A 25,304-nucleotide genomic window follows, 5' to 3' on the forward strand; every position below is an offset into this window, starting at 1 on the left:
CCGGCGCACAGTGCCGCGGACCCTTCCGCGCAGCAAATTGTCACGAATTATAATTGATCGCATTTGGATTGCCGCGATGCAATAATGCTTCGTGCGAAATCCTCTACTGTATCTGATCCGTCATGTCTCACCTTGAACTCGCCGACATCGACCTCGCCTACGGCGGTCATCGCGTCGTCCGCAAACTCTCGCTGCGACTCGAAAAAGGCAGCATCGGATGCCTGCTGGGGCCGTCCGGTTGCGGCAAGACCACGGTGCTGCGCTGCATTGCCGGCTTCGAACCGGTGGCAGCCGGCGAGATCCGGCTCGACGGCGTGGCCGTCAGCGGCAAAGGTCGCCACCTGCCCCCCGAGCGGCGCCGGATCGGCATGGTGTTCCAGGATTACGCCTTGTTCCCCCACCTCTCGGTCGCGGAAAACATCGCGTTCGGCCTGCGCGACCTGGACAAGACCCAGCGGCGCGAGCGCGTCGACGAACTGCTGCGCATCGTCGGCCTCGACCGCCAGGGCCACAAGTATCCCCATGAAATGTCCGGCGGCCAGCAGCAGCGCGTGGCGCTGGCGCGCGCCCTGGCTCCGCGCCCGAGCCTGTTGCTGCTCGACGAACCGTTCTCGAATCTCGACGTGGAACTGCGTGAACGCCTGTCGCACGAAGTACGCGACATCATCAAGGCGACACGCACCACGGCGATCCTCGTGACGCATGACCAGAACGAAGCGTTCGCGGTCGCCGACGAGATCGGCATCATGAACGAGGGGCGCATCCAGCAATGGGATACGCCGTACAACCTGTACCACCGGCCCGCGAACCGTTTCGTCGCGGACTTCATCGGCCAGGGCGTGTTCCTGCCGGGGGTGGTGTTGAACGATCACCAGGTGAAAGTCGAACTCGGTGTCCTGAACAGCGCGATCCCCGTCGAGTGCGGGGTCGGCTGCGCAAACTGCGATCGTGACTGCACGGTCGAAGTGCTGCTGCGCCCCGACGACATCGTCCATGACGACACCAGCGCGATGAAAGCCGAAGTCGCACACAAGGCGTTCCGCGGGGCGGACATCCTGTACACGTTGCGGCTGTCGAGCGGCGCACGGGTGTTGTCGCTGGTGCCCAGCCATCACAATCACGCGATCGGTGAAAAAATCGGCATCCGCCTCGATGTCGATCACGTCGTCACGTTCCAGAAAGACTCGCAAGACGCGGTGCACACTCGCCAGGAGCACCAACTCGTCCACTTCCCGGCATGATCCCGTGGCTCGCGGGACGACCGGATTTTCCGCCTGTCGAACAGGCGCTCGATGATCCGGACGGCCTGCTCGCCGCAGGGGGCGAGCTTTCGCCGGCGTGGCTGCTGGCTGCGTACCGCCGGGGAATCTTCCCCTGGTACACGCAAGACCAGCCCATCCTGTGGTGGAGCCCCGACCCGCGGCTGGTGCTGAATCCCGGACAAATCAGGATCAGCCGGTCGCTGCGCCGCACGCTGCGGCAGCAACGCTTCGACGTGCGCTTCGATACCGCCTTCGCCGACGTCATCGCCGCATGCGCCGAGCCCCGCGAACCGGGCGGCGGAACGTGGATCACTCCCGGCATCCAGGAAGCCTACCTGCGCCTGCACGAACTCGGATATGCGCACAGTGTCGAATCGTGGGTCGATGGGACGCTCGTGGGCGGGTTGTATGGCATTGCGTTGGGAAGGGCATTCTTCGGCGAATCGATGTTCAGCCGCCGAAGCGACGCATCGAAAGTGGCGCTCGCACACCTCGCCCTGCATCTGAAACGGCTCGACTTCGCCACGATCGATTGCCAGATGACCACTGCCCACCTGCTGTCGCTCGGTGCCGAAGAGATGCCGCGCGCCACGTTCTGCGCCGGCTTGGCCACCTGGACGAACGAAGGCCGCGGGCCTGGACGCTGGAGCTGCGACGAAGCGGCAGAGGTTTCCAGAAATTTTTCATGACGGGTGGAACATGCAAAAGGACTACCCCTACGCGCTCATCCAGTTTTACGCCACGGCGCCCTACACCTGTTCCTATCTGCCGGATCGCGTCGCGCGCTCCCAGGTCGCGACCCCCGGCCACCTGATCGACACGCCGGTCTACAGCGAGCTGGTGCGCAACGGCTTTCGCCGCAGCGGCATGTTCACGTACCGGCCGCACTGCGACCACTGCCGCGCCTGCGTGCCGGTCCGCGTGCCGGTCAAGCGTTTCGCGCCCGACCGCGGCCAGCGCCGCGCGTGGAAAATGCACCACGACCTGCGCGCCAGCGAGCAGCCGCTCGCGTATTCCGAGGAGCATTACGCGCTCTACCAGCGCTACCAGGCTGCGCGCCACGCCGGCGGCGGAATGGACCAGGACAACCGCGAGCAGTACGCCCACTTTCTGCTGCAAAGTCATGTGGACACCCGCCTCGTGGAATTCCGTGAAGGCGGGACGCTGCGCATGGTCAGCGTCATCGACCGGCTCACCGACGGCCTGTCGAGCGTGTATACGTTCTACGATCCGGACCACGCGCACGCGAGCTACGGCACCTACGGCATCCTGTGGCAGATCGAAGTGTGCCGCCGCCTCAAGCTGCCGTACCTGTATCTCGGCTACTGGATCAAGGAAAGCCGCAAGATGGCTTACAAAGTCCGCTTCCATCCGCTGGAGGGCCGGCTGCGCGGAGAATGGCGCGACATCGATCCGCTGCGCGATCGCGCCTCCGAATGAAAGGGCGGCTCGCAGCGAGCAAAAACCTGTGAGCAAAAACCCTGGAGCGGGGCGCCCTCCAAACCGGTAAAATCCCGCGATGCTCTACGACATCGCCCGCCCGCTGCTGTTTTCGCTCGACCCGGAAACCGCCCACGAATTCTCCCTCGCCGCCCTGCATCTGCTGGGGCGCGTCCTGCCCGCCGCAACCCCTGCGAAATCGGACCCCGTCGACGTCATGGGCCTGCGCTTTCCGAACCGCATCGGTCTGGCCGCCGGTCTCGACAAGAACGGCGAGGCGATCGACGGCCTCGCGCGCCTGGGCTTCGGTTTCATCGAGATCGGCACGATCACGCCCCGCTCCCAGCCCGGCAACCCCCGCCCGCGGATGTTCCGCCTGCCCGAAGCGCGCGCGATCATCAACCGCATGGGCTTCAACAACCACGGCGTCGATGCGCTGCTCGCGAACGTCAAGGCAGCAAAATACCGCGGCATCCTCGGCATCAACATCGGCAAGAACTTCGACACGCCGATCGAGCGTGCCGCCGACGACTACCTCGCCTGCCTCGACAAGGTCTATGCGCTGGCGAGCTACGTGACTGTCAATATCTCGTCGCCGAACACCCAGAACCTGCGGCAATTGCAAGGCGAGTCCGAACTCGACGATCTTCTCGGCCGGCTCAAGGCGCGCCAGCGCCAGCTTGCGGATAGTCACGGCCGTTACGTGCCGCTGACGCTCAAGATCGCTCCCGATCTCGAGCCGCCGCAGATCATCAACATCGCCGACGCGTTGCGCCGCCACCGCATCGACGGCGTGATCGCCACCAACACGACGATCGCACGCGACAAGGTCCAGGGTATTCGCTACGCCGAACAGCAGGGCGGGCTGTCGGGCGCGCCGGTCTTCGAAGCCTCCACCGCGGTCGTCGCGCAACTCGCCCGGGCGCTCGGCGGCGAACTGCCGATCATCGCAGCGGGCGGCATCCTCGACGGACGCGGCGCCTGCGCGAAACTTGCCGCCGGAGCGTCGCTGGTGCAGGTGTACAGCGGCCTCATCTACCGCGGTCCGTCCCTCATCGGGGAATGCGTACAGGCCACGACCGACTTCGCCGATCCCGGCCGCGCCGCCGTCCCCGCTTCCATCGGCGCCTGACCTCGCCCGCGGGGCGGCACAAATGGGTATAAGCCTATAATCCGGCCGTGCTTGAGCGGCGCACGGCGGGCGGCGATAATTCCGCGATTACACCCGGTACTGGATCATGAGCAGTTACATCTTTATCGTCATCGGTGCGGTCCTGGTCAATAACGTCGTTTTCGTCCGCATCCTCGGCCTGTGTCCGTTCATGGGCGTGTCGAAGAAGCTCGAGACCGCGATCGGCATGGGTGCGGCCACGACGTTCGTGCTGACGCTCGGATCGGGCACGAGTTACCTGATCGACCACTATCTGCTGCAGCCGTACGACCTCGCCTACCTGCGCACGCTGTCGTTCATCGTCGTGATCGCGGCGATCGTACAGCTCACCGAACTCGTCATCCAGAAGACCAGCCCGCTGCTGCACCAGGTGCTGGGCATCTACCTGCCGTTGATCACGACGAACTGCGCGGTGCTCGGCATCCCGCTGCTGAGCGTCGCGCTCGACTACACCCTGCTCGAGTCGCTGCTGTTCGGCTTCGGCTCGTCGATCGGATTCACGCTGGCACTGATCCTCTTCGCCGGCCTTCGCGAGCGCCTGGACGGCGCCGACATCCCCGCGCCTTTCAAGGGCACCGCGATCGCGATGATCACCGCAGGATTCATGAGCCTCGCGTTCATGGGTTTCGCGGGCCTCGACCGGTTCCAGTAATTGAAAATCAGCTCACGCATTTCTGACAAGACACAACACGCATCCGGGCGCGAGCGTTTGCGCTGCTGCGCCTCACTGACCGACATTTCATCATGCTGACCGCCCTCCTCGTCATGACCGGGATTGCCATCGTGCTCGGCGCAGCACTGGGCTACGCGTCGATCCGCTTCAAGGTCGAAGGCAATCCGCTGGTCGAAAAAATCGACGCGATCCTTCCGCAGACCCAATGCGGCCAGTGCGGTTACCCCGGCTGCAAGCCGTATGCGGAAGCGATTTCGAACGGCGAAGCCGACATCAACCAGTGCCCGCCCGGCGGCGAGGAAGGCATACGCAAGCTCGCCGACCTCCTCGGGCGCGAATTCAAGTCGCTGTCCGAAGAGCACGGCGCGGAAAAACCCAAATCGGTGGCGAGGATCGACGAGCAACTGTGCATCGGCTGCACGCTGTGCATCCAGGCCTGCCCCGTCGATGCCATCGTCGGCACCGCCAAGCACATGCATACCGTCGTCCCCGCGCTGTGCACCGGCTGCGAACTGTGCGTCGCGCCCTGCCCCGTCGACTGCATCGCGATGACGCCCGTCAAGGAAACGCTGGAAACCTGGAAATGGAAATACCCGGTGTTTGAACTGAGGTCCGCGGCATGATCGCCCGTCTGTTCAACTTCCACGGCGGCATCAAGCCGGATTCGCACAAGAACGCGTCCGCGGCGCCGCCGATCGCCGCCGCACCGCTGCCGCCGCGCCTGACGATCCCGCTGCGCCAGAGCGTCCGTTCGGTCGCCCGCTGCCTCGTCGCCCCCGGCCAGCGCGTGCTCAAGGGTGAACGCATCGGCGCCGGCGAAGGTCCGCTCGGCACCGACGTCCACGCCTCGACGTCGGGCACCGTCGTCGGCCTCGCCCCTTGCGCGATGGCCCATGCGTCGAGCCTCGACACGCTGGCGGTCGTCATCGAACCCGACGGCAAGGACGAATGGATCGAGCGCCGCGCATTCGACCACCGCGCCGTCCCGCGCGAAGCCGCGCTCCGGTACCTGAGCGCGTGCGGCATCGTCGGCATGGGCGGCGCAGGTTTTCCGACCCACATCAAGCTCGGTAATGGCCGCGGCATCGAAACCCTGATCATCAACGGCGCCGAATGCGAGCCGTGGATCACCTGCGATGACCGGCTGATGCGCGAGCGCGCCGCCGAAATCCTTTCCGGCGCGGCGATCCTGCACGAACTGATCGGCGCACGCCGCACGCTCGTCGGCATCGAGGACAACAAGCCCGAAGCGATCCGTGCGATGCGCGAAGCCGCAGCGGGTTTCCCCGGTCTCGTCGACATCGTCGCGATTCCGACGCGGTATCCCGCGGGCGGCGAAAAACAGCTGATCCGCGTGCTGACCGGCATCGAGATCGCCCACGGCAAGCTCGGCACGGAGTTCGGCGTGCAGTGCTTCAACGTCGGCACGGCGCAGGCCGTCCACCGCGCGATCCACCACGGCGAACCGCTGGTGTCGCGCGTCGTGACCCTGACCGGCAACGTCAGGCGCCCGGGCAACTACGAAGTGCTCGTCGGCACCCCGGTCGAGACGCTGCTCGCACTCGCGGCGCCGAAACCGGACACCGACCGCTATCTGATGGGCGGCCCGATGATGGGCATCACCATTTCCGACCTGTCGGTGCCGATCGGCAAGACGAGCAACTGCATCATTGCCGCCTCGGCGGCGCTGTTCCCGCCCCCACCGCCGGAGTTGCCGTGCATCCGCTGCGGCGCCTGCGCGCGCGCGTGCCCGGCCGACCTGCAGCCTTTCGAGCTGTACTGGTTCTCGCGCGCGAAGAACGTCGGCAAAGCACAGGAATATCACCTCTTCGACTGCATTGAATGCGGTTCCTGCGCCTTCGTCTGCCCTTCGCACATTCCGCTCGTCGATTACTTCCGCTTCTCGAAGAGCGAGATCTGGGCGCGCGAGCGCGAGCTCAAGGCGTCCGATCAGGCACGCGAGCGCTTCGAGTTCCGCAACTACCGGCAGGAGCGGGAAAAGGAAGAAAAGGCCGCCAAACTCGCGGCGAAAGCTGCCGAGACCCGGGCGAAGCTGAGCGGGTCCGCCACCCCGACCGACGCCGCAACCGGGGACGACCCGAAAAAAGCGCTCATCGCGGCGGCGCTCGCCCGGGCCAGGCAGCAGGTGGCGGTCGAACCCAGGAACACCGACACCCCCCACGCGGGCGTGCCGGGCGCAAGCCCGGGTATCGCCAGCCGGCGCGAGCAGCCGGACCTGCACGACAGCGACGCAACCTCCTGAACATGATCCATTCTCCCTACATCCGCAAACCGGCGAGCGTCCAGAGCGTGATGCTCGCAGTGCTGCTCGCGCTCCTTCCCGGCGTCACCGCCTACGTCATGCAGGTGGCCGCGGTCGTCGTCGTCAACCTGCTGATCGCGACCGTGACCGCGCTCGTCGCCGAAGCGCTGATCCTCACGCTGCGCAAGCGGCCGATCGCCCCGGCGCTGTCGGACCTGTCGGCCGTCGTCACCGCGTGGCTCGTCGTCCTGTGCTTTCCGCCGATCCTGCCATGGTGGGTCACGGTGCTCGGGGTGCTGATCGCGATCGTCGCGGTCAAGCATCTCTATGGCGGGCTCGGCCAGAATCCGTTCAACCCCGCGATGGTCGCGTACTGCGCGATGATCGTCGCGTTCCCGTCGCTGATGTCGCAGTGGCCGCCGGCCGGACAGATCGACTTCCAGACGCAGCTCGACCTCGTGCTCGGCGGCGCCCGCCAGCTCGACGCGATCACCGGTGCGACGGCGCTCGACGCGATGCGCACCGGCCTGCGGACAAGCGGCGCGAGCGTCGATAGCGTGCTGCAGCAAAGCGGTACGTTCGGCGCCGTCGGCGGCCGCGGCTGGGAATGGCTGGCGCTCGGCTACCTCGCCGGGGGTCTGTTCATGCTCGCGCGCCGCATCATCACCTGGCACATGCCGGTCGCGTTCATCGCGACGCTCGCCGTCGTGTCGGGCATCTTCTGGCTCGCGGAACCGGCGCGCTTCGCGCCGCCGCTGTTCCACCTCGCCAGCGGCGGCGCAATGCTTGCAGCGTTCTTCATCGTCACCGACCCCGTTTCCGGTGCGACGACGCCGCGCGGCAAGCTGATCTTCGCCGCCGGCGTCGCGGTCATTGCCTACCTCATCCGCGTATTCGGCGCCTTCCCCGAAGGCATCGCGTTTGCCGTGCTGCTGATGAACCTCTGCGTGCCGCTGATCGACATGAAAACGCAGCCGGCGGTATTCGGCCACCGCGGGAGCCGGCCATGAGCAACCGCTATACCGCCACCCATACCTCGCTGCGCACTGCCGGCATCATGGTGGTGTTCACGCTCGCCTTCACCGCGATGATGTCGCAGACGTACCGCGTGACCCGCCCGGCGATCGACGCGTCCGAACAGGAACAGAAGATGCGCCTGATCAACGACGTGCTCCCGCCGGGCAGCTACGACAACGCGCTCCTCGATGACTTCGTCGCCGCCGGGCCGACGCCCGAGCTCGGCCTCGACCGCGGCGGGCGCATCTATCGCGCGCGTCGCGCCGGCGTTCCCGCGGCCCTCGTGTTCGAAGCGGTCGCGCCCGACGGCTACGGGGGAAAAATCCAGCTCGTCGTTGCGGTCGGCGCAGACGGTCGCCTGGGTGGTGTTCGCGTGACCGCCCACAAGGAAACGCCGGGGCTCGGCGATTACATCGATCCCAGAAAGGATCGCAACAAGACCCGGCCGTGGATCGGTCAATTCGCCGGGATGTCGCTTGTCGAGGTTGCACCCGCGCAATGGAAAGTGAAGCGCGACGGCGGCGTCTTTGCGTATCGCATCGGCGCAACGATCAGTGCCCGCGCAGTGACGAACGCGACAGGGCGAGTCCTCGAATATGCGGCCGAGCACCGCGATGCGCTGTTTGCCGCATCTACCGGCAGCGCGATCTGATGGAAAAAAAATGAATCTCCAGACTTTTCGTGAAAACGCCTGGAATGGCCTGTGGAAGCAGAACACCGGCCTCGTGCAGCTGCTCGGCCTGTGTCCGATCCTCGCGGTCAGCACGAGCATCGTCAATGCGGTGAGTCTCGGGCTCGCGACGGTGTTGGTGATGGCCGTATCGAACTTCGCGGTCGCGTCGCTGCGCAACTTCATCCCCTACGAGATCCGGATCCCGGTGTTCATCCTGATCATCGCCGCGCTGACGACGGTGGTCGATCTCGCGTTCAACGCCTATCTGCACGACCTCTACCTGGTGCTGGGCATCTTCATTCCGCTGATCGTCACGAACTGCATCGTCCTCGCGCGGGTCGAGGCCTACGCGGCCAAAAACGACCCGGTGTCGTCCACCGTCGACGGCATCATGATGGGACTCGGGCTGGTGTGGCTGCTCGGCGTGCTCGGCGGCATTCGCGAACTGGTCGGCAGCGGCACGCTGTTTTCGGGTATCGAGATGCTGATCCCGGGCCTGTCGCCGCTGTCTGTGTTCGGCGACGATTACCCCGGCTTCCTGATCGGCGTGCTGCCTCCGGGCGCGTTCTTCACGCTCGGCTGCCTGATCGCGCTATCGAACCGGGTGCGTACGCGCGCGGCAGCCGGCAAGCCCGCACGCGCGGCGAGCGACGGCGAAGAAGCTGCCCCGGCTTCGGCAGCACCCTGAACAGCCGGATGAAACGCGAAGCGATCCGTGAATTTTTCCGCCGCCTGGCCGCGGCGAATCCGAACCCGACGACCGAGCTCGAGTACGGGTCGCCATTCCAGCTGCTCGTCGCCGTGGTGCTTTCCGCGCAGGCCACCGACAAGAGCGTGAACCTGGCGACGCGCGAGTTGTTCGCCGTCGCACCGACCCCCGAAGCGATGCTGAGCCTCGGCGAGGAAAACGTTGCCGCGCACCTCAAGTCGATCGGCCTTTACCGCAACAAGGCGAAAAACGTCGTCGCGCTGTCGCGGCTGCTGCTCGAGCGCCACGGCGGCGAAGTGCCGCGCAGCCGCGAAGCGCTCGAAGCGCTGCCCGGCGTCGGCCGCAAGACCGCGAACGTCGTGCTGAACACCGTGTTCGGCGAACCGGTGATGGCGGTCGACACGCATATCTTCCGCGTCGCCAATCGCACCGGCCTGGCTCCCGGCAAGGATGTTCTCGCCGTCGAGCAGGCCCTGATGCGTCGGGTGCCGAAGGAATATCTGCAGCATGCCCACCACTGGCTGATCCTGCACGGCCGCTACGTGTGCACCGCGCGCAAGCCCCGCTGCGGCGATTGCCCGGTGCGCGACCTGTGCGAGTTCCGCGACAAGACCGTTTGACAAGACGTTTAACCCAGCAACCGAGTCCCAAAGATGTTCAATCCCTCACGTGACCAGGTACGCAGCTTCTTCATCGAAAGCTGGCGGAAATATCAGGCGAAGGAAGTGCTGACGCCGCTCGAACACATCGCTTCCGACCTCGTGCTTCTGCATCCCGAATATCAGGCGCTGCTCGAAGACCCCGATTCGCTGTCGCGCGATTTCCTGCCGGAGGACGGACAGATCAATCCGTTCCTGCACCTGTCGTTCCACCTCGCGATCGAGGAGCAACTGTCGATCGACCAGCCGCCCGGCCTGCGCGCCGCGTTCGAAGCGTGCCAGCGCCGGCGGGGCAACCGTCACGATGCGCTCCACGACGTGCTCGAATGCCTCGGCGAAACGCTTTTCGACGCGCAGCGCAACAACGCCCAACCGGACGGCCCGGCTTACGTCTCGTGCGTCTTGCGCCGGGCACGCTCGAACTAGCCGGCGTGCCCCTCCCCTTCGCGCTCAGCGTTTCTGGTACAGGCCGCTCTGGCTGGCGAAGTACGCGGCAAGATCGCCCAGATCCGCAGGCGACAGGTTCTCGACCTGGGCGGCCATGATCGGATTCTTCCGCCTGCCCGTCTTGTAGTCGAGCAGCGCCTGGTAGAGATAATCTTCGTATTGCCCGCCCAGGCGCGGAAATTCCGGCGACGGACTGTTGCCGTCCGGGCCGTGGCACGCTGCGCAGACCGTCGACTTCTCCTTGCCTGCGGCAGGATCGCCCGCGTGCGCAGGGAAACCTGCCAGCGCAAGGGCCGCCAGTGCCGGGAGGGTGAAACTGCGCGTCATCATTGCGTCTCTCCTCCTGCAGCACTGTAGTAGGCCGCCAGGTCCGCCATGTCCTGCTCCGACAGGCTCGCGGCAATCGCGCGCATCGTCGGATGGCTGCGTTCGCCATCGCGATATGCCTGCAGCGCGCGCACCAGATAAGCCGCATGCTGCCCGCCGAGCTTGGGCACCGGGTAGACATCCGGGAAGGCGGTGCGATAGCCCGGAATGCCGTGACACCCCATGCACATCGAAGTCTTGGCCTGGGCGGCTTTTGCATCGCCTTCCAGCGCGAACGCGGCAGGTCCGCCCAGCGCAAGACAGGCGGCGATGAGCAAATGTCGTCCGTGCATGGCGTCTCCTCGGGTTGTTTTAAGTATGGCTGAAACGGTCGCAAAAAAATTCTACGTCGCCGAAAGCGGAATGCAAATACCTGTCATTCTTCGAAAAACTCCGTAAATCCGACAATCCGGCAGCCCCTTGCCCGCGCAGGCAGGCTCTATAATCGGTGCGGTCTAATCAGAGGATTCCCCGATGCGCTTCGAAGGTTCACAAGACTACGTCACCACTCCCGACCTGATGCTGGCCGTCAATGCCGCGATCAAACTGCAGCGCCCGCTGCTGATCAAGGGCGAACCGGGCACCGGCAAGACCATGCTGGCCGAGCAGGTCGCCGACGCGCTGGGGGTTCCGCTGCTGCAGTGGCACATCAAGTCGACGACCAAGGCCCAGCAGGGGCTGTACGAATACGATGCGGTGTCCCGCCTGCGCGACTCGCAACTCGGCGAAGACCGCGTCAAGGACATCGCCAACTACATCCTCAAGGGCGTGCTGTGGCAGGCGTTCGACGCGGAAACGCCAACGGTCGTCCTGATCGACGAAATCGACAAGGCGGATATCGAATTCCCCAACGACCTGCTGCGCGAACTCGACCGCATGGAGTTCCACGTCTACGAGACTCGCGAGACGGTGCGCGCGCGTCATCGTCCGATCGTCTTCATCACGTCGAACAACGAGAAGGAACTGCCGGACGCGTTCCTGCGCCGCTGCTTTTTCCATTACATCCGCTTCCCCGATCGCGACACGATGCAGCGCATCGTCGACGTCCATTTCCCCGGACTCAAGCGCGATCTGCTGCGCGAGGCGCTGGAAGTGTTCTTCGGCCTGCGCGACGTGCCGGGGCTGAAGAAGAAGCCGTCGACCTCGGAGCTGATCGACTGGCTCAAGCTCCTCGTCGCCGAGGACATTCCGCCCGAAGCACTGCGGGCAAAGGACCAGAAGGCCGCGGTCCCGCCGCTTGCCGGCGCCCTGCTGAAGAACGAACAGGATCTTCACCTGTTCGAACGGCTGGTGTTCATGGCGCGCAACAACCGCTGACGTCAGGGCGTTTGCCCCACTGCTTTCCCGGCATCGGCTTTCCCGGCATCGCCACTGGGCTCGCCACAAGAAATCATCCCGAAATCTTCCCCGGGTGCTCGAAATCGGGCGCCGGGGCGATTTCGGGAACGGAGCGGATCATGCTTATCGACTTTTTTCTGCATCTGAAAGCGGGCCAGCTCAAGGTGTCCACCCGCGAGTTCCTGACGCTCCTCGAAGGACTGCGTGACGGCGCCTGCAGCCACAGCATCGACGAATTCTATTTCTACGCCCGCACCTGCCTGGTCAAAGACGAATCCCATTACGACCGTTTCGACGCGGCGTTCGGGAGCTACTTCAAGGGAGTCACCGAGATTCCGGGGCTCGAAGCGGAGCTGCCGCAGGAATGGCTGCAGGCGATGATGAAGAAGCATCTTTCACCCGAGGACAAGGCGAAGCTCGAAAAGCTCGGCTGGGACAAGCTGATGGAAGAGTTCCGCAAGCGGCTCAGCGAGCAGAAGGAGCGTCACCAAGGCGGATCGAAATGGATCGGCACCGGTGGCAGCTCGCCGTTCGGCAACAACGGCTATCATCCCGAAGGCATCCGCGTCGGCGGCGAATCGGCCGGCAACCGCACGGCGATCAAGGTCTGGGAGAAGCGCGAATACCGCAACCTCGACGATTCCGTCGAACTCGGTACGCGCAACATCAAGGTCGCCCTGCGGCGGCTGCGGCGGTTTGCGCGGCAAGGCGCGGCCGACGAGCTCGATCTCGATGGAACCATCGCCGCGACGGCACGAAACGCCGGCTGGCTCGATCTGATGATGCGCCCGGAACGGCACAACGCGGTGAAAGTGCTGCTGTTTCTCGACGTCGGCGGCTCAATGGACGACCATATCAAGGTCTGCGAAGAGATGTTCTCGGCGTGCCGCAGCGAATTCAAGCACCTCGAGTATTTCTATTTCCACAACTGCGTCTACGAAAAAGTCTGGCGCGACAGTTCGCGACGCCACAGCGAAAACATCGCAGTCTCCGACCTGCTCCACCGCTACGGCCCCGACTACAAGCTGATCTTCGTCGGCGACGCCACGATGAGCCCGTACGAGATCCTGCACCCACACGGTTCGATCGAACACATGAACACCGAGCCAGGCGCGGCGTGGCTGCGCCGCCTGCTTGACGCATGGCCGGCAGCGGCATGGCTCAACCCCGAACCGGAACACCTGTGGCCTTACCGCAAGTCGATTGAAATCGTCGATCAGATCATGGGCGGGAGGATGTTTCCGATGACGCTCGGCGGACTCGAGCGGGCGATGCAGCAGTTGTCGAAGAAGCAGTAAAAGCAAGAAGCAGTAAAAGCAAAAAAGAAGCGGCCCGAAGGCCGCTTTCAAACTGCTGTCCGCACGTTCGCGAGACGATCGCCGGATGAACCGCCGGCGCGGTTTCCTACTCCGTAAAGGGCAAGGGCTGCATGCCGAAGCCCTCGTCCAGATCCTTGATCTGCCGCAGCAGACCGTCGAGTTCACGCTGCAGGCGCATCAGCGCATCTTCGTCGAGCAAGCGCAGCGCCTCGGGGAGCACACCCCGCGCGGGCGACGGAGAACGCTTGAGCAGATCGCGCCCTGCATCAGTCAGGTACAGACGGACGACGCGCTGGTCGGCGCTCGTGCGCTCCTTCCGGACCAGCTTTGCCGACTCGAGCTTGTCCACCATGTTCGACGCGGTCGACTGGTGTAGCGCCATTCTTCCCGCCAGTTCCCCGACCCGCAGCCCCTCCGCTTCATTGAGTTCCTGCAGCGCCCACAACTGGGCACCGGTGACGCCACTTTTGCGCTCGATCCACTGCGAATGACGCTGCGCAGTCCGGATGAGTACGCGAAAACGCTGCAAAACCGACAAGGGCGAAACCGATGACTTGCGTTCCGGGGATTTTGTCAAGGTCGAAGACTGCTCTTGCGACATGAATCAGGGCTCCAACTATATTTACTTGGGAAATATTTGTCAAAAACATTTAACAGCTGCACGCGGCGCGGGTATCGTAGCGGAAAGGGGATTCGCGGCGTACCGTGCTTTGGGTAAAAGACGACACCTTTCCCGATAAGCACGAGAACATGGTAAGCAGAACCTCAATGGCCACTTTCCCCGCACAGAGCAGGGTTTCACTCTCGTCGCAATGCATCCGCCACCAAGCTGGCGGACGACTGTCCAGCATACTGACTGACTCCTCTCATCGTGCCCCTCGATCCGCCAGGCGATAACGAAACCGCTTCCGGCCGCGCCCTGAGACAGTTCGCCCGCAGCAGCCGACGCTATGCGTTACCGTGGCTGTCGGTCGGCCGCTGGAGCAAGCGCATCCTGCTGGTCGGCGCGGCGCTGCTGGCCGGTCTCATTGCGATCCTCTTCGCGATCGGCGCCGATCTCGCCATCGACGCGCATCAACGCGTCATGGACGTGTCGCCGTGGCTGTCCCTGCTGGTCGCACCCGCGGGCTTTGCGGCGATGGCATGGATCGCCCGGCGATTTTTCCCCGGCACACAAGGAAGCGGCATCCCGCAGGCGATTGCCGCCTCGATGACCGACGACCGGCGCATTCGCCACAAACTGCTGTCGTTTCGGATCGCGATCGCGAAAGTCCTGTTGACGCTGGGCGGACTCCTGTCAGGGGGTTCGATCGGCCGGGAAGGGCCTTCGGTGCAGATTGGCGCCTCGGTCATGCACATGCTCGCCGGACGCAAGAAAGCGCGCGTCGCGTCAAGCCGCGACCTGATCGTCGCCGGCAGCGGCGCCGGCATCGCGGCGGCGTTCAATACCCCGCTCGGCGGCATCATGTTCGCGATCGAGGAAATGTGCCGCCACCGGGCCTTTCGCGCGAACAGCACGACGCTCATCGCCGTGATCTTCGCCGGGCTGATGTCGCTCGGGGTGCTCGGCAACTACACCTACTTCGGTCGCACGCCCGCGGCTCTGACGTGGCCGGCGGGGATCTGGCCGGTGTTGATGTGCGGCGCAGCCGGCGGCGTGCTGGGCGGACTTTTCAGCCGCCTGCTGATCGCATCCTCGCGCGGGCTGCCCGGCACGATCGGGGAGTTCTCGCGCAGTCGGCCGATCGCCTTCGCGGCCGCCTGCGGCCTCGGCACCGCGATCATCGGCCTGATGAGCGGGGGGCTTACGTATGGCACCGGCTATGCGGAATCGAAGGCCGCGCTCGAAGGCTCGGCCGCGCTGCCCTTCTACTTCCTGATCGCGAAGATGGCCGCGATCTGGCTCGCGTTCCTCAGCCGCATCCCGGCCGGCATCTTCGCTCCGGCGCTCGCCGTCGGCGCCGGGCTGGGCGCCGACCTCGCGATCCTTTTGCCCGAAGAACACAGCGCGGCGATTCTGGTCCTCGGCATGGTCGCGTTCCTCGCGGGCATGACGCAGACGCCGATCACGTCCTTCGTCATCGTCATGGAGATGACCGCGAACCACGAGATGCTGCTGCCGCTGATGGCGACGGCGGTTGTCGCTCACGCCTTTTCGAAGTCGGTCGCACCGGTCCCGCTCTACCACGCGCTCTCATATCCGACGTTGCGCCATGCCACCGCGCAGGTACGGGGCGAAAGCGCAATGCTGCCTGCCGGCAGTCGCAGCTCGGGAAAATAAAAAACGCCACATACCGTATGGGTACATGGCGTCGTCGCATCGCGCGGGCGCGCAGCCCGCCACGGCGCTCAGTCCGCGCCGGCGGAACTGCCCATCGCCATCATCAACTGGTTGATTCGTTTCACGAACGTCGCGGGGTCGTCGAGCGTGCCGCCCTCGGCGAGCAATGCCTGGTCGAACAGCACGGCTGCCCAGTCGTCGAACTGGCGTTCCTCGTATTTCAAACGCATCACGGCCGGGTGCTGCGGGTTGATCTCGAGGATCGGCTTCGACGCCGGCGCCTGCTGGCCAGCGGCTTTCAGGATCCGCGCGAGATTCATCCCGACGTCGTGCTCGTCGGCGACGAGGCAGGCCGGCGAATCGGTCAGGCGGTGGGTGACGCGGACTTCCTTGACGCGCTCGCCGAGGCTCGCCTTCATTTTCTCGAGCAGTTCCTTGTACTCGTCGGCGGCCTTCTCGGTTTCCTTCTTCTCCGCCTCGTCTTCGAGCTTGCCGAGGTCGAGGCCGCCCTTCGCGACGGATACTAGCGGCTTGCCGTCGAATTCCGGCAGGTTGCCGATGACCCACTCGTCGACCCGGTCGGTCAGCAGCAGCACCTCGATGCCCTTCTTGCGGAAGATTTCGAGATGCGGGCTGTTCTTCGCCGCGTTGAACGATTCGGCGGTGACGTAATAGATCTTGTCCTGGCCTTCCTTCATGCGGCCGATGTAATCGGCGAGCGACACGACTTCATCCGGCATGTCGGCGTGGGTGGAGGCGAAGCGCAGCAAGCCGGCGATCTTGTCCTTGTTCGCGAAATCCTCGCCGACGCCTTCCTTCAGCACGCGGCCGAATTCCTTCCAGAAGGTCGCGTATTTCTCCTTGTCGGCGGCGTCGTCGCTTGTGGCGAGGCTCTCGAGCAGGCCCAGCACCTTCTTCGTGCAGCCCGAGCGGATGGTGTCGATGTCCTTGCTTTCCTGCAGGATTTCGCGCGACACGTTGAGCGGCAGGTCGCTCGAATCGACGACGCCGCGCACGAAGCGCAGGTAGGCGGGCATCAGCTTCTCGGCGTCGTCCATGATGAACACGCGCTTGACGTAGAGCTTGATGCCGTGGCGCGCGTTGCGGTCCCACATGTCGAATGGCGCGTGCGACGGGATGTAGAGCAGCTGCGTGTATTCGTGGCGGCCTTCGACGCGCGCGTGAGTCCATGCCAGCGGCTCGTCGAAGTCGTGCCCGACGTGCTTGTAGAAGCCCTTGTATTCCTCTTCGGTGATGTCGTTCCTGGAGCGGGTCCACAGTGCGTTCGCCTGGTTGACCGTCTCGTCCTCCTCGGTCACGACCTGCTCGTTCTTGTCCTTGTCCCACTCTTCCTTCTTCATCAGGATCGGCTGGACGATGTGGTCCGAATACTTGCGGATCAGGCCGCGCAGCTTCCATCCCGACAGCAGGTCTTCCTGGCCTTCGCGCAGGTGCAGCGTGATCTCGGTGCCACGCGCGGCCTTGTCGATCGCTTCGACGGTGTATTCGCCGGCCGCGTCGCCGGTCATTGCGCATTCCCACTTCACACCTTCGCCCGCCGCCAGACCCGCGCGCCGCGTGACCACTGTCACCTTGTCGGCGACGATGAACGCCGAGTAGAAGCCGACCCCGAACTGGCCGATCAGGTGCGCGTCCTTCTTCTGATCGCCCGTGAGCTGCGAGAAGAATTCCTTTGTCCCGGATTTGGCGATCGTGCCGAGGTGCGCGATCACTTCCTCGCGACTCATGCCGATGCCGTTGTCCGACACGGTGACCGTCTTCGCATCGCTGTCGAAGCCGATGCGGATCGCCAGCTCGCTGTCGCCTTCGAACAGCTCCGGTTTGTCGAGCGCTTCGAAACGCAGCTTGTCGCACGCGTCCGATGCGTTGGAAACCAGTTCGCGGAGGAATATTTCGCGGTTCGAGTACAGCGAGTGGATCATCAGGTGAAGCAGCTGCTTCACCTCGGCCTGGAAATTGAGGGTCTGAGCGCCTGCGGCGTGCTCGGTCGTCATTGCGTGAACTCCATCTGCTGATTAACGCGCAGCAGATGGGAGCGGAGAGCCCGGATTTCAAGCCCCCGCACGAGATCAGACGTAGCGGATCTCGACCACTTCGATTTCGCGCGGCCCGGCCGGACTCATGAAGCGCACGACGTCGCCTTCGCGCGCCTTGAGCAGTGCCCGTGCGAGCGGCGAGATCCAGCTGATCCGGCCGACGCTGGCGTCGGCCTCGTCGACGCCGACGATCTGCCAGATCTGCTCGCTGCCGTCGTCACTGTCGACGTCGACGATGCTGACCGTGGCGCCGAAAAATACCTGGCCGATTTCCCGTTGGTCGGCGGGATCGACGACTTCGGCACTTTCGATGCGCTTGATCAGGAAACGGATGCGCCGGTCGATCTCGCGCAACCGTTTCTTGCCGTAGATGTAATCGCCATTCTCGGAACGGTCGCCATTCGACGCCGCCCAGGCGACGGTTTCGACCATCTTCGGCCGCTCGACGCGGACGAGGTGATCGAGTTCGCGGCGCAGGCTCTCGTAACCGCGCCGCGTCATGTAGTTTTTCGCGCCGGCCGGCAGGCGCACCGCAACGGGTACCTCGTCGTCATCGTCGGCGCCGTCGTTTTCTGTCACAAAGGCTTTGTTCACGATGGGTATCCAGTTCTTCGGGAAGGGCTTGCGGAAATGCGATAGCCGGTCGTCAGCGCTCAGCGTACGCCTTTCTCAGCAATTCGAGCACCCGCCGACCGGCGCGGCCGTCGGGCTCGAGCCCCTGCCCGCGCTGGAACTGCTGCACCGCTTCGCGCGAACGGGCACCCAGCACGCCGTCAGCCTCTCCGACGTCGTAGCCGAGCTGCGACAACAATGCCTGCACTTCGCGCCGCTCGGCGCGGGACAGGCCCGGGTCGTCGGTCGGCCACGAGGCGCGGAACGGCTCGCCGCCGCGGAGGCGATCGGACAAATGGGCGATCGCGAGCGCGTAGCTTTCGGCGGCGTTATAGGAATACAACGCATCGAAATTGCGCAGGACGAGGAAAGCCGGGCCCCGCTCGCCGGCGGGGAGCAGCAGGCCGGCGGCTTCGGTGCCCGGTTCGATCGCGCTTCCGTCCGCGCGCCGCACGCCGAGTGCGACCCATTCGGCCAGCGCCCGTTTGTTGCGGCGTCCGGCGAGCGCGGCGTTGAAGTCGGGCGGGAGAACGACTTCGAAACCCCATGGCCGGCCCGTCTGCCAGCCCGCCTCGCGCAGAAAATTCGCCGTCGAGGCGAGCGCATCGGGAACGCTGTCGATCAGGTCGCGCCGGCCGTCGCCGTCGAAATCGACTGCGACGCGCCGGAAAGTCGAGGGCATGAACTGCGTGTGGCCGAACGCCCCGGCCCACGAACCGGCGAGGCGCTGCGGTGCGACGTGGCCGTCCTCGATGATCTTCAGCGCAGTGAAGAATTCACCGCGAAAAAAGTCTTGGCGCCGCCCGAAGCAGGACAGGGTCGCGAGCGAAACGAGCAGCGGGCGTTTGCCGAAATTGCGCCCGAAGTTGCTCTCGACGCCCCACACCGCAACGACGGTGGCCGGATCGACACCATATCGCGCTTCAATGTCCTGCAGCGTCCCGGCCCATTGGACGGCCATCGCACGGCCGTCGGCGACGCGTTCGTCGTCCACCAGCCCTGCCAGATAGTCCCAGATCGGCGTGCGGAATTCGGGCTGGTAATCGAGCAAGCCGATCACTGCCATGTCCGGTTCGAGCCCACCCACATGCTGCTCGAAGGTTGCCGGCGCGATCTCGTGCGTGGCGGCCATGCCGCGCAACTGCTCGAGGCAGTCGGCAAAGGACTCCTGCGCGTCGGCGTGAAACGGAAGCAGCGCGGCACACAGCAGGGACCAGGCGGGGAGGCGTCGGGGAATCATTGTGGAACGGCTCGGGCAGGGGCGGACAGCGGCGAACGGGGCGGACGCAATTCGGACGCGGAGCCTGACACGAATGGCGGAACGAGGCAACCGGAGACACCCGCGCCATTTTCGTGCCCGGCACAACCACCGATCCCGCCTCCCTTGTCGATCGTGCAGTTGCCCGCTTCCAAAACCCCGGCCGGAGTTGTCATTGCCCGTTCTGCGGCATACCATCCAGCGTTACTGGCCCCGCCGCCCGGACGGCGTGCAATCCCCCTAAATTGAACAGGTATACGATGAGCGAGGAAGCATTCGACAACGTTACCAGCCTGCAGGTGAGGCTGGCCGAACTCAGGGCCGAGCATCGTGACCTCGACGAGGCGATCAGCCACCTCGATGCTTCGCCGCAGGAAGATGAATTGCTGTTGCGCCGCCTCAAAAAGCGCAAGCTCGCACTGAAAGACAGGATCGCCGTCGTCGAACGCATGCTCGAACCCGACGAGCGGGCCTGAAGCCGGACGACGAGGATTCCGGCCGCCAATGACCCAATACGGATCCCCCGCGCCCGAGACGCTCGCCCTGCATGCCGGGCAGTCTCCTGATCCGGCCTTCGGCGCCCGCGCGACGCCGATCTACTTCACCGCTGGCTACGTCTTTCCGGATGCCGATCACGCCGCGGCGCTGTTCAACCACGAACGCCCGGGGCACGTCGATACCAGCCACTCGAACCCCACCAACGCAGTCCTCGAGGAGCGCGTCGCGGCCCTTGAAGGGGGCATCGGCGCGATTGCGCTGGCGAGCGGCCAGGCTGCGCTGCATGTCGCGATCGCGACACTGATGGGCGCCGGCAATCATATCGTCGCGTCGCGTGCGCTAGGCGGTGCGGCGCGCAATCTGCTGGCCCACACGCTGCCGCGCTTCGGTATCCGGACGACCTTCGTCGATCCGCGCCGCCCGGACGAATGGCGCGACGCGATCAGGCCCGAAACCCGGCTCCTGTTCGGCGAAGCGCTCGGCAATTTCGGCCTCGAGGTGCTCGACATTCCCGCCGTTGCCGCGATCGCCCATGCCCGGCGCGTCCCGCTGCTCGTCGATGCGACGCTGGTCACACCCTGCCTGCAGCGCCCGTTGTCGCTCGGCGCGGATCTGGTCCTGCATTCGGCCACCGAGTTTCTCGGCGGCCACGGCGTCGCCGTCGGCGGCCTGCTCGTCGATGGCGGGCGGTTCGACTGGGAGCAATCGGGCCTGTTCCCGACGCTGACCGAACCGTACGACGGCTTTCACGGCATGGATTTCACCGAGGAGTCTTCGGTCGCGGCCTTCCTGCTGCGTGCCCGGTGCGAGGCGCTGCCGGACTTCGGCGCCTGTCTCTCGCCGATGAACGCATTCCAGATCCTTCAGGGCATCGAGACGCTGCCGCTGCGGATGCGCGCGCACGTTGCGAACGCACGTGCCGTGGCCACCCATCTTGCCGGTCAAGCACTCGTCGCACGAGTCGCGTATCCCGGACTCGCGCCCCATCCCGATCACGAGCTGGCGAGCCGCCTGTTACCGGATGGCGCGGGAGCGGTCCTGTCCTTCGAGCTGAGCGGCGGACGCGAGGCCGCCCGCGCCTTCATCGAGAGTCTGAAAGTGTTCTCGCACCTGGCGAACGTCGGCGACGCGAAGTCGCTCGTGAGCCACCCGTCGAGCACGACCCTTTCCCGCCTGTCCGCCGCCGCGCTCGCTGCCGCTGGAATCGGCGAAGGCACGCTGCGACTGTCGGTGGGGCTCGAGCACGTCGACGACCTGATCGAAGACCTGGACCGCGGATTGTATGCGGCGGGCCGGGTGGTTGGAGGATAAAGACGGTGCAGCTGACGGTATCCGGGCTCCCGGTCTTCATCTACACCGCCAGGCAGACTTTCGCTCCCGCGCAGCCGGTCGTCGTGTTGCTGCATGGCGCCGCTCACGATCACAGCGTGTGGAACTTCCAGGCACGCCACCTCGCGCACCACGGCTTTTCGGTTCTCGCCCCGGATCTCCCCGGGCATGGCCGCTCCGGCGGCGCGCCGCTCGCGTCGATCGAAGCGCTCGCAGACTGGCTCGCGGCGCTGCTCGATGCGGCCGGCGTCCGGCAGGCCGCCGTCGCCGGTCACAGCATGGGATCGCTCGTCGCGCTGCAGGCGGCGGCACAGTTCCCCGACCGCTTCACGCAGCTGATTCTGCTCGGAAGCGTCGCGCCGATGCCGGTGGCCGCACCGCTGCTGTCCGCCGCAAACGATGACCGGCCCACGGCCCACGCAATGATCAACCAGTGGTCCTACACTTTCGCCTCGCAGCTCGGGGCGAGCGCCGTGCCGGGAACCTCGCTCACGGGGCTGAATCGCCGCCTCATGGAACGGCAGGACGACGCCGTGCTGGCCACCGACCTCGGCGCCTGCAACGCCTACGAAGGGGGTCTCGCAGCGGCTGGCGCCGTCCGCTGCCCGACGCTGCTGCTATGCGCCGAGCGCGACCAGATGACCCCACGGCGCGCAGTCAAACCCTTGCACGAAGCGCTTGCCGGGGTAGCCGACGGCGCACGTATGATATCCATTCCTCGTGCCGGGCATGCGATGCTGGCCGAGGCCCCCGATGCAGTGGGCAATGCCATACGGAGCTTCCTCACCCGCAACTGACAACAAGACAAAGAGGCAATCCGTGCGCTGCATCGACAACAAAGTCCACAACAGGAGAGAGAGATGTCGCAGCCGGAGGATGTCAAGCTGGGAACCGAGGAGTGGGTGTTTCCCGTTGTCAGGGACGTCGGGGGAGGTGCGCCGTTGCACTGGATCAGGAGCGGCTGGGCGGATTTACGTGCCTGCCCGATACCGAGCCTGTTCTACGGATTCTGCTTTGCCGCGATGGGATTGCTCGTCACGATGGTTTTCGAGCACGCCTACGCCTACACCGTCGCCCTCACGTCGGGCTTTCTCCTGCTCGGGCCGTTTCTCGCGATGGGCCTCTATGAGATCAGCCGGCGGCGCGAGCAAGGTGCGGCTTGCGCGCTCCTTCCGACCCTGACCGTATGGAAGCGCAACGCCGGCAACATCGGCATTTTCGCCGTCGTGCTGGGCATCGTGTTCCTCGTCTGGGCGCGCGCATCGATGGTCGTGTTCGCGCTGTTCTACACCAACGAGATGCCGAACCTGTCAGGCTTTCTGACGCAGTTGCTGGCCCTCGACAACCTCGAGTTTTTGCTCGTGTATTTCGGCGTCGGCCTGATCTTTGCGACCATCGTGTTTGCCGTCAGCGTGATTTCCGTGCCATTGATGCTCGACCGCAACCAGGACGCGATTTCGTCGATGTTGACGAGCGTCGGGGCGTTGATGCGCAACCCCGGCGCGATGATCATCTGGGCTTTCATGATCGCCGGCCTCACGGTGATCGGATTCATGACCTTCCATCTCGGGCTGGTGGTGCTGATGCCGATCGTCGGCCACGCCAGCTGGCACGCGTATCGCGACCTCGTCGTGCAGCCGGGCGTGCCAGCAGGCTGAAGAACATCGTCAATCGTTCAATTCGAGCACCAGGGGCTGATGGTCGGACGCCGGTGTCGCGGTGTACACCTCCACTTTGGCGACACGGGCAGCAAGATCATCCGACACCCAGGCGTAATCGCAACAATAGGCCCGCCCCGGCCACTCGGCACCGTGAAGGCCGACCGTCGGATCATGTACACGGCTGCCATGCTTGACGCGCCAAGCGTCCCGCCACGGCGGGACGTGTAACGCGATATCCGCCGACATCAGCGTGTAGGCGCCGGATCCGGGCTCACAATTGAAGTCCCCGCAGACGACTGCGGTCACCGGCCCGCGCCGTGCGGCGAAAGCCGGGCTGGCTTCCCTGCCGCCAGGGCCGTCGCGGGCATGTCCGGCAACCTCCTTCTGCAGCGCCCGTAACATGGCCACCTGCGCCGCGCGCTGTCGTGCGGAATAGTATTCGAGATGCGTCGTCAGAACGCGGACGGAGCCCCACGGCGCCTGCAGTACGGCCTCGACGCAGCAGCGCTGAATCGCGGGCTGTTCCGGGTCGGCGGGACACGGAAGCAGATGCCGGAACACGGGGCCGACCGCAAGCCGTGACAACATCAGGTTGCCGAAACGCGCCCGCCCGCCGGCGCCATCGGGCACGTCGACGCCCGCCCCATATATCGCTTCATGGCCGGGAAAAGCCGCAGCCAGGATTCCCACTTCGTCTTCCCGGTTGCCGCCTTCGAGGCCGGGGAAATTCTGCGCGACCTCCTGCAGGCAGATCACATCCGCGTCGCCAATATCATGGATCGCCGCGACGGTCCGCGCCAGGTCGACACGCCCGTCCGCGCCGCGGCCCCATTGAATGTTCCACGAAACAATGCGCATACTTCGACTCCGGTTGCCCCGCCCGAACCCTCTCGTCCGGACGGTCACGCGCGCTCGCCCGGACCATGGGCAAATCCCGAGCACGGAACATGTTCATTGTAGGCATCCCCGCACGGGAACGCGGCGGGCACCTTTCGACGACCACGAACAGGATGACGGCGATCCACGACCACGCGCATCACGGCCACGGCGAGGCCCTCCACCGCGACGGGCGCCCCAACCGCGCCTTGCCCTGGGCGCTCGCGATGACCCTGAGCTTTGCGGCAGTCGAGGCCGTGGCAGGCTGGTGGTCAGGTTCGCTGGCGCTGCTCGGGGATGCCGGACACATGCTTACCGACAGCCTCGCCCTGGCACTGGCGACCGCGGCGAGCATGCTGGCCCGCCGTCCCTCCAGCGCCCGCCACACGTATGGGCTGCGCCGCGTCGAGACTCTCGCCGGGATGCTCAACGGACTGTTCATGCTGTTCGTCGTGGCGTTGATCGCGTGGCACGCGATCGAGCGCCTGATCACGCCGCACCCGGTGCAGGCCGGCACCGTGATCGGCGTCGCGGCGCTGGGACTGGCGGTCAACGTGATCGTCGCGTGGAGGCTGTCGCACGGCGAAGGCGATCTGAACACGCGCGCCGCGCTGCTTCATGTACTCGGCGATCTGCTCGGTTCTGTCGCCGCGCTCGCGTCCGGGATCGTGATCCATTACACCGGCTGGTACCCGGCCGACCCCCTGCTGTCGATGCTGATCTGCGGGCTGATCCTCGCCTCGACGCTGAAATTGCTTCGTGTGGCGACGCACACACTGCTCGAAGGCGTGCCCGACAATCTCTCACTGGTCGCGATCGGCCACGCGATGGCGGAAGTCGAAGGAGTGCATTCGATTCACGACCTGCACGTGTGGAGCCTGGACTCGAACCATGTCGCACTTTCGGCGCATGTTGTCCTGCACTCGTGGCAAGCGTGGCCGACAGCCCTCGTTGCGCTGCAACGGCTCCTCGCCGACCAGTTCGGCATCGGCCATGCGACGCTCCAGCCTGAACCCTTGCCGGGCCAGATCGTCACATTTTCATTGCGCCACCCGGGGCTCAAGTCTCCAGCGGGCGCTTCCCCCGGACCGCGCGGCGCAACGGAGACGTGATTCGCCGGCCGGGGAACGGGCGCCTCGCGACGATCCGCCGGATCGGGCAACTGCCCGGACCACGTTGCAAACTGGATCACCCCGGTGCTTCCGTGTCGGCAAGACGGTCGCCGCTCTTTCGCTTCCCGCCGGACGTCGGGGCGACAGGAATTCTTTTCATCAGGTCTCCGTCGCCCTTCCCGCACGAACCGCGCAAGACCCTTGCGGGACGTGGAATCGGGCGAAAACGGCCCTGCAGAACCTACTACATCTAGTGCAAATGTCGCTGTTGACATACTGCAAT

At 65.2% G+C, this 25,304-nt stretch carries 27 protein-coding genes; 20 read left to right on the top strand and 7 right to left on the bottom strand.

Annotated elements, in window-relative coordinates:
- Nucleotides 1–122 precede the first annotated feature (122 nt).
- The 12 genes from GO606_RS18490 (at nucleotide 123) to GO606_RS18545 (ending at nucleotide 10,293) form a co-directional block, all read left to right on the top strand.
- Nucleotides 123–1,241 carry an ABC transporter ATP-binding protein gene (locus GO606_RS18490; protein ID WP_169117031.1) on the top strand — a complete coding sequence of 373 codons (1,119 nt, stop codon included), beginning with the start codon at nucleotides 123–125 and terminating at the stop codon, nucleotides 1,239–1,241.
- Nucleotides 1,238–1,951, top strand: a complete 714-nt coding sequence (gene aat, locus GO606_RS18495) for a leucyl/phenylalanyl-tRNA--protein transferase (protein WP_169117030.1) — start codon at nucleotides 1,238–1,240, stop codon at nucleotides 1,949–1,951. Before GO606_RS18490 ends, aat begins: the two co-directional genes overlap by 4 nt.
- Nucleotides 1,952–1,961: 10 nt before the next feature.
- Nucleotides 1,962–2,702, top strand: coding sequence for an arginyltransferase (locus GO606_RS18500; RefSeq protein WP_169117029.1), 741 nt, complete (start codon nucleotides 1,962–1,964; stop codon nucleotides 2,700–2,702).
- Nucleotides 2,703–2,781: 79 nt separating this feature from the next.
- The gene (locus GO606_RS18505) at nucleotides 2,782–3,834 is read left to right on the top strand and encodes a quinone-dependent dihydroorotate dehydrogenase (protein WP_169117028.1); all 1,053 of its coding nucleotides are present in this window, start codon (nucleotides 2,782–2,784) and stop codon (nucleotides 3,832–3,834) included.
- 106 nt (nucleotides 3,835–3,940) lie between these two features.
- Nucleotides 3,941–4,525: an electron transport complex subunit RsxA gene (gene rsxA / locus GO606_RS18510; protein WP_169117027.1), complete on the top strand. Its 585-nt coding sequence runs from the start codon at nucleotides 3,941–3,943 to the stop codon at nucleotides 4,523–4,525.
- Nucleotides 4,526–4,617: 92 nt separating this feature from the next.
- On the top strand, nucleotides 4,618–5,169 hold the full coding sequence (rsxB, locus tag GO606_RS18515; RefSeq protein ID WP_169117026.1) for an electron transport complex subunit RsxB: 552 nt from the start codon (nucleotides 4,618–4,620) through the stop codon (nucleotides 5,167–5,169).
- Nucleotides 5,166–6,809, top strand: a complete 1,644-nt coding sequence (gene rsxC / locus GO606_RS18520; RefSeq protein WP_169117025.1) for an electron transport complex subunit RsxC — start codon at nucleotides 5,166–5,168, stop codon at nucleotides 6,807–6,809. Before rsxB ends, rsxC begins: the two co-directional genes overlap by 4 nt.
- Before the next feature lie 2 nt (nucleotides 6,810–6,811).
- Nucleotides 6,812–7,819, top strand: a complete 1,008-nt coding sequence (locus GO606_RS18525) for an RnfABCDGE type electron transport complex subunit D (RefSeq protein ID WP_169117024.1) — start codon at nucleotides 6,812–6,814, stop codon at nucleotides 7,817–7,819.
- Complete coding sequence (locus GO606_RS18530; protein WP_169117023.1) at nucleotides 7,816–8,478, top strand: RnfABCDGE type electron transport complex subunit G; 663 nt, start codon at nucleotides 7,816–7,818, stop codon at nucleotides 8,476–8,478. Before GO606_RS18525 ends, GO606_RS18530 begins: the two co-directional genes overlap by 4 nt.
- 10 nt (nucleotides 8,479–8,488) lie before the next feature.
- Nucleotides 8,489–9,187 carry an electron transport complex subunit E gene (locus GO606_RS18535; protein WP_169117022.1) on the top strand — a complete coding sequence of 233 codons (699 nt, stop codon included), beginning with the start codon at nucleotides 8,489–8,491 and terminating at the stop codon, nucleotides 9,185–9,187.
- 8 nt (nucleotides 9,188–9,195) lie between these two features.
- Nucleotides 9,196–9,828 carry an endonuclease III gene (nth, locus tag GO606_RS18540; RefSeq protein ID WP_169117021.1) on the top strand — a complete coding sequence of 211 codons (633 nt, stop codon included), beginning with the start codon at nucleotides 9,196–9,198 and terminating at the stop codon, nucleotides 9,826–9,828.
- Between the two features lie 33 nt (nucleotides 9,829–9,861).
- Nucleotides 9,862–10,293 (top strand): DUF1841 family protein, encoded by a 432-nt coding sequence (locus GO606_RS18545; RefSeq protein WP_169117020.1) that lies wholly within the window; start codon nucleotides 9,862–9,864, stop codon nucleotides 10,291–10,293.
- Nucleotides 10,294–10,317: 24 nt separating this feature from the next.
- Here the strand turns inward: GO606_RS18545 and GO606_RS18550 are convergent, their stop codons facing one another.
- Both GO606_RS18550 and GO606_RS18555 read right to left on the bottom strand, forming a co-directional pair.
- Nucleotides 10,318–10,644, bottom strand: coding sequence for a c-type cytochrome (locus GO606_RS18550; RefSeq protein WP_246979734.1), 327 nt, complete (start codon nucleotides 10,642–10,644; stop codon nucleotides 10,318–10,320).
- Entirely contained in the window at nucleotides 10,641–10,973 is a 333-nt protein-coding gene (locus tag GO606_RS18555) for a c-type cytochrome (RefSeq protein ID WP_169117019.1), read from the bottom strand. The genes GO606_RS18550 and GO606_RS18555 overlap by 4 nt, the downstream gene beginning before the upstream one ends.
- A 181-nt stretch (nucleotides 10,974–11,154) precedes the next feature.
- On the opposite strand from GO606_RS18555, the gene GO606_RS18560 reads away from it, so the two are divergent.
- Together GO606_RS18560 and GO606_RS18565 are read left to right on the top strand one after the other, a co-directional pair.
- Nucleotides 11,155–11,997, top strand: coding sequence for an AAA family ATPase (locus tag GO606_RS18560; protein ID WP_169117018.1), 843 nt, complete (start codon nucleotides 11,155–11,157; stop codon nucleotides 11,995–11,997).
- Nucleotides 11,998–12,137: 140 nt separating this feature from the next.
- Entirely contained in the window at nucleotides 12,138–13,316 is a 1,179-nt protein-coding gene (locus GO606_RS18565; protein WP_169117017.1) for a vWA domain-containing protein, read from the top strand.
- Between the two features lie 106 nt (nucleotides 13,317–13,422).
- Here GO606_RS18565 and GO606_RS18570 read toward each other — a convergent pair whose 3' ends face one another.
- The gene (locus tag GO606_RS18570) at nucleotides 13,423–13,938 is read right to left on the bottom strand and encodes a MarR family winged helix-turn-helix transcriptional regulator (protein ID WP_169117016.1); all 516 of its coding nucleotides are present in this window, start codon (nucleotides 13,936–13,938) and stop codon (nucleotides 13,423–13,425) included.
- Between the two features lie 270 nt (nucleotides 13,939–14,208).
- Between GO606_RS18570 and GO606_RS18575 the strand changes: the two genes are divergently transcribed.
- The gene (locus GO606_RS18575) at nucleotides 14,209–15,618 is read left to right on the top strand and encodes a chloride channel protein (protein ID WP_169117015.1); all 1,410 of its coding nucleotides are present in this window, start codon (nucleotides 14,209–14,211) and stop codon (nucleotides 15,616–15,618) included.
- Nucleotides 15,619–15,686: 68 nt separating this feature from the next.
- Here GO606_RS18575 and htpG read toward each other — a convergent pair whose 3' ends face one another.
- The 3 genes from htpG to GO606_RS18590 form a co-directional block, all read right to left on the bottom strand.
- Nucleotides 15,687–17,633: a molecular chaperone HtpG gene (htpG, locus tag GO606_RS18580; protein WP_169117014.1), complete on the bottom strand. Its 1,947-nt coding sequence runs from the start codon at nucleotides 17,631–17,633 to the stop codon at nucleotides 15,687–15,689.
- A gap of 75 nt (nucleotides 17,634–17,708) precedes the next feature.
- The gene (greB, locus tag GO606_RS18585; protein ID WP_169117013.1) at nucleotides 17,709–18,269 is read right to left on the bottom strand and encodes a transcription elongation factor GreB; all 561 of its coding nucleotides are present in this window, start codon (nucleotides 18,267–18,269) and stop codon (nucleotides 17,709–17,711) included.
- Nucleotides 18,270–18,321: 52 nt separating this feature from the next.
- Nucleotides 18,322–19,527: a lytic murein transglycosylase gene (locus GO606_RS18590; protein WP_169117012.1), complete on the bottom strand. Its 1,206-nt coding sequence runs from the start codon at nucleotides 19,525–19,527 to the stop codon at nucleotides 18,322–18,324.
- Nucleotides 19,528–19,805: 278 nt separating this feature from the next.
- On the opposite strand from GO606_RS18590, the gene GO606_RS18595 reads away from it, so the two are divergent.
- The 4 genes from GO606_RS18595 (at nucleotide 19,806) to GO606_RS18610 (ending at nucleotide 23,030) form a co-directional block, all read left to right on the top strand.
- Nucleotides 19,806–20,021 carry a DUF465 domain-containing protein gene (locus GO606_RS18595; RefSeq protein WP_169117011.1) on the top strand — a complete coding sequence of 72 codons (216 nt, stop codon included), beginning with the start codon at nucleotides 19,806–19,808 and terminating at the stop codon, nucleotides 20,019–20,021.
- Nucleotides 20,022–20,049: 28 nt separating this feature from the next.
- Nucleotides 20,050–21,354, top strand: a complete 1,305-nt coding sequence (locus GO606_RS18600) for an O-acetylhomoserine aminocarboxypropyltransferase (protein ID WP_169117010.1) — start codon at nucleotides 20,050–20,052, stop codon at nucleotides 21,352–21,354.
- A 5-nt stretch (nucleotides 21,355–21,359) separates the two neighbouring features.
- On the top strand, nucleotides 21,360–22,169 hold the full coding sequence (locus tag GO606_RS18605) for an alpha/beta fold hydrolase (RefSeq protein ID WP_169117009.1): 810 nt from the start codon (nucleotides 21,360–21,362) through the stop codon (nucleotides 22,167–22,169).
- 63 nt (nucleotides 22,170–22,232) lie between these two features.
- Nucleotides 22,233–23,030 carry a DUF2189 domain-containing protein gene (locus tag GO606_RS18610; protein WP_169117008.1) on the top strand — a complete coding sequence of 266 codons (798 nt, stop codon included), beginning with the start codon at nucleotides 22,233–22,235 and terminating at the stop codon, nucleotides 23,028–23,030.
- Nucleotides 23,031–23,039: 9 nt separating this feature from the next.
- On the opposite strand, the gene GO606_RS18615 is transcribed toward GO606_RS18610, so the two are convergent.
- Nucleotides 23,040–23,891 (bottom strand): endonuclease/exonuclease/phosphatase family protein, encoded by an 852-nt coding sequence (locus GO606_RS18615; protein ID WP_169117007.1) that lies wholly within the window; start codon nucleotides 23,889–23,891, stop codon nucleotides 23,040–23,042.
- 89 nt (nucleotides 23,892–23,980) lie between these two features.
- On the opposite strand from GO606_RS18615, the gene GO606_RS18620 reads away from it, so the two are divergent.
- Nucleotides 23,981–25,021, top strand: coding sequence for a cation diffusion facilitator family transporter (locus GO606_RS18620; RefSeq protein ID WP_246979736.1), 1,041 nt, complete (start codon nucleotides 23,981–23,983; stop codon nucleotides 25,019–25,021).
- Nucleotides 25,022–25,304: the final 283 nt, after the last annotated feature.

The organism is Aromatoleum anaerobium (assembly GCF_012910705.2).
GTDB classification, from domain to species: Bacteria; Pseudomonadota; Gammaproteobacteria; order Burkholderiales; family Rhodocyclaceae; genus Aromatoleum; species Aromatoleum anaerobium.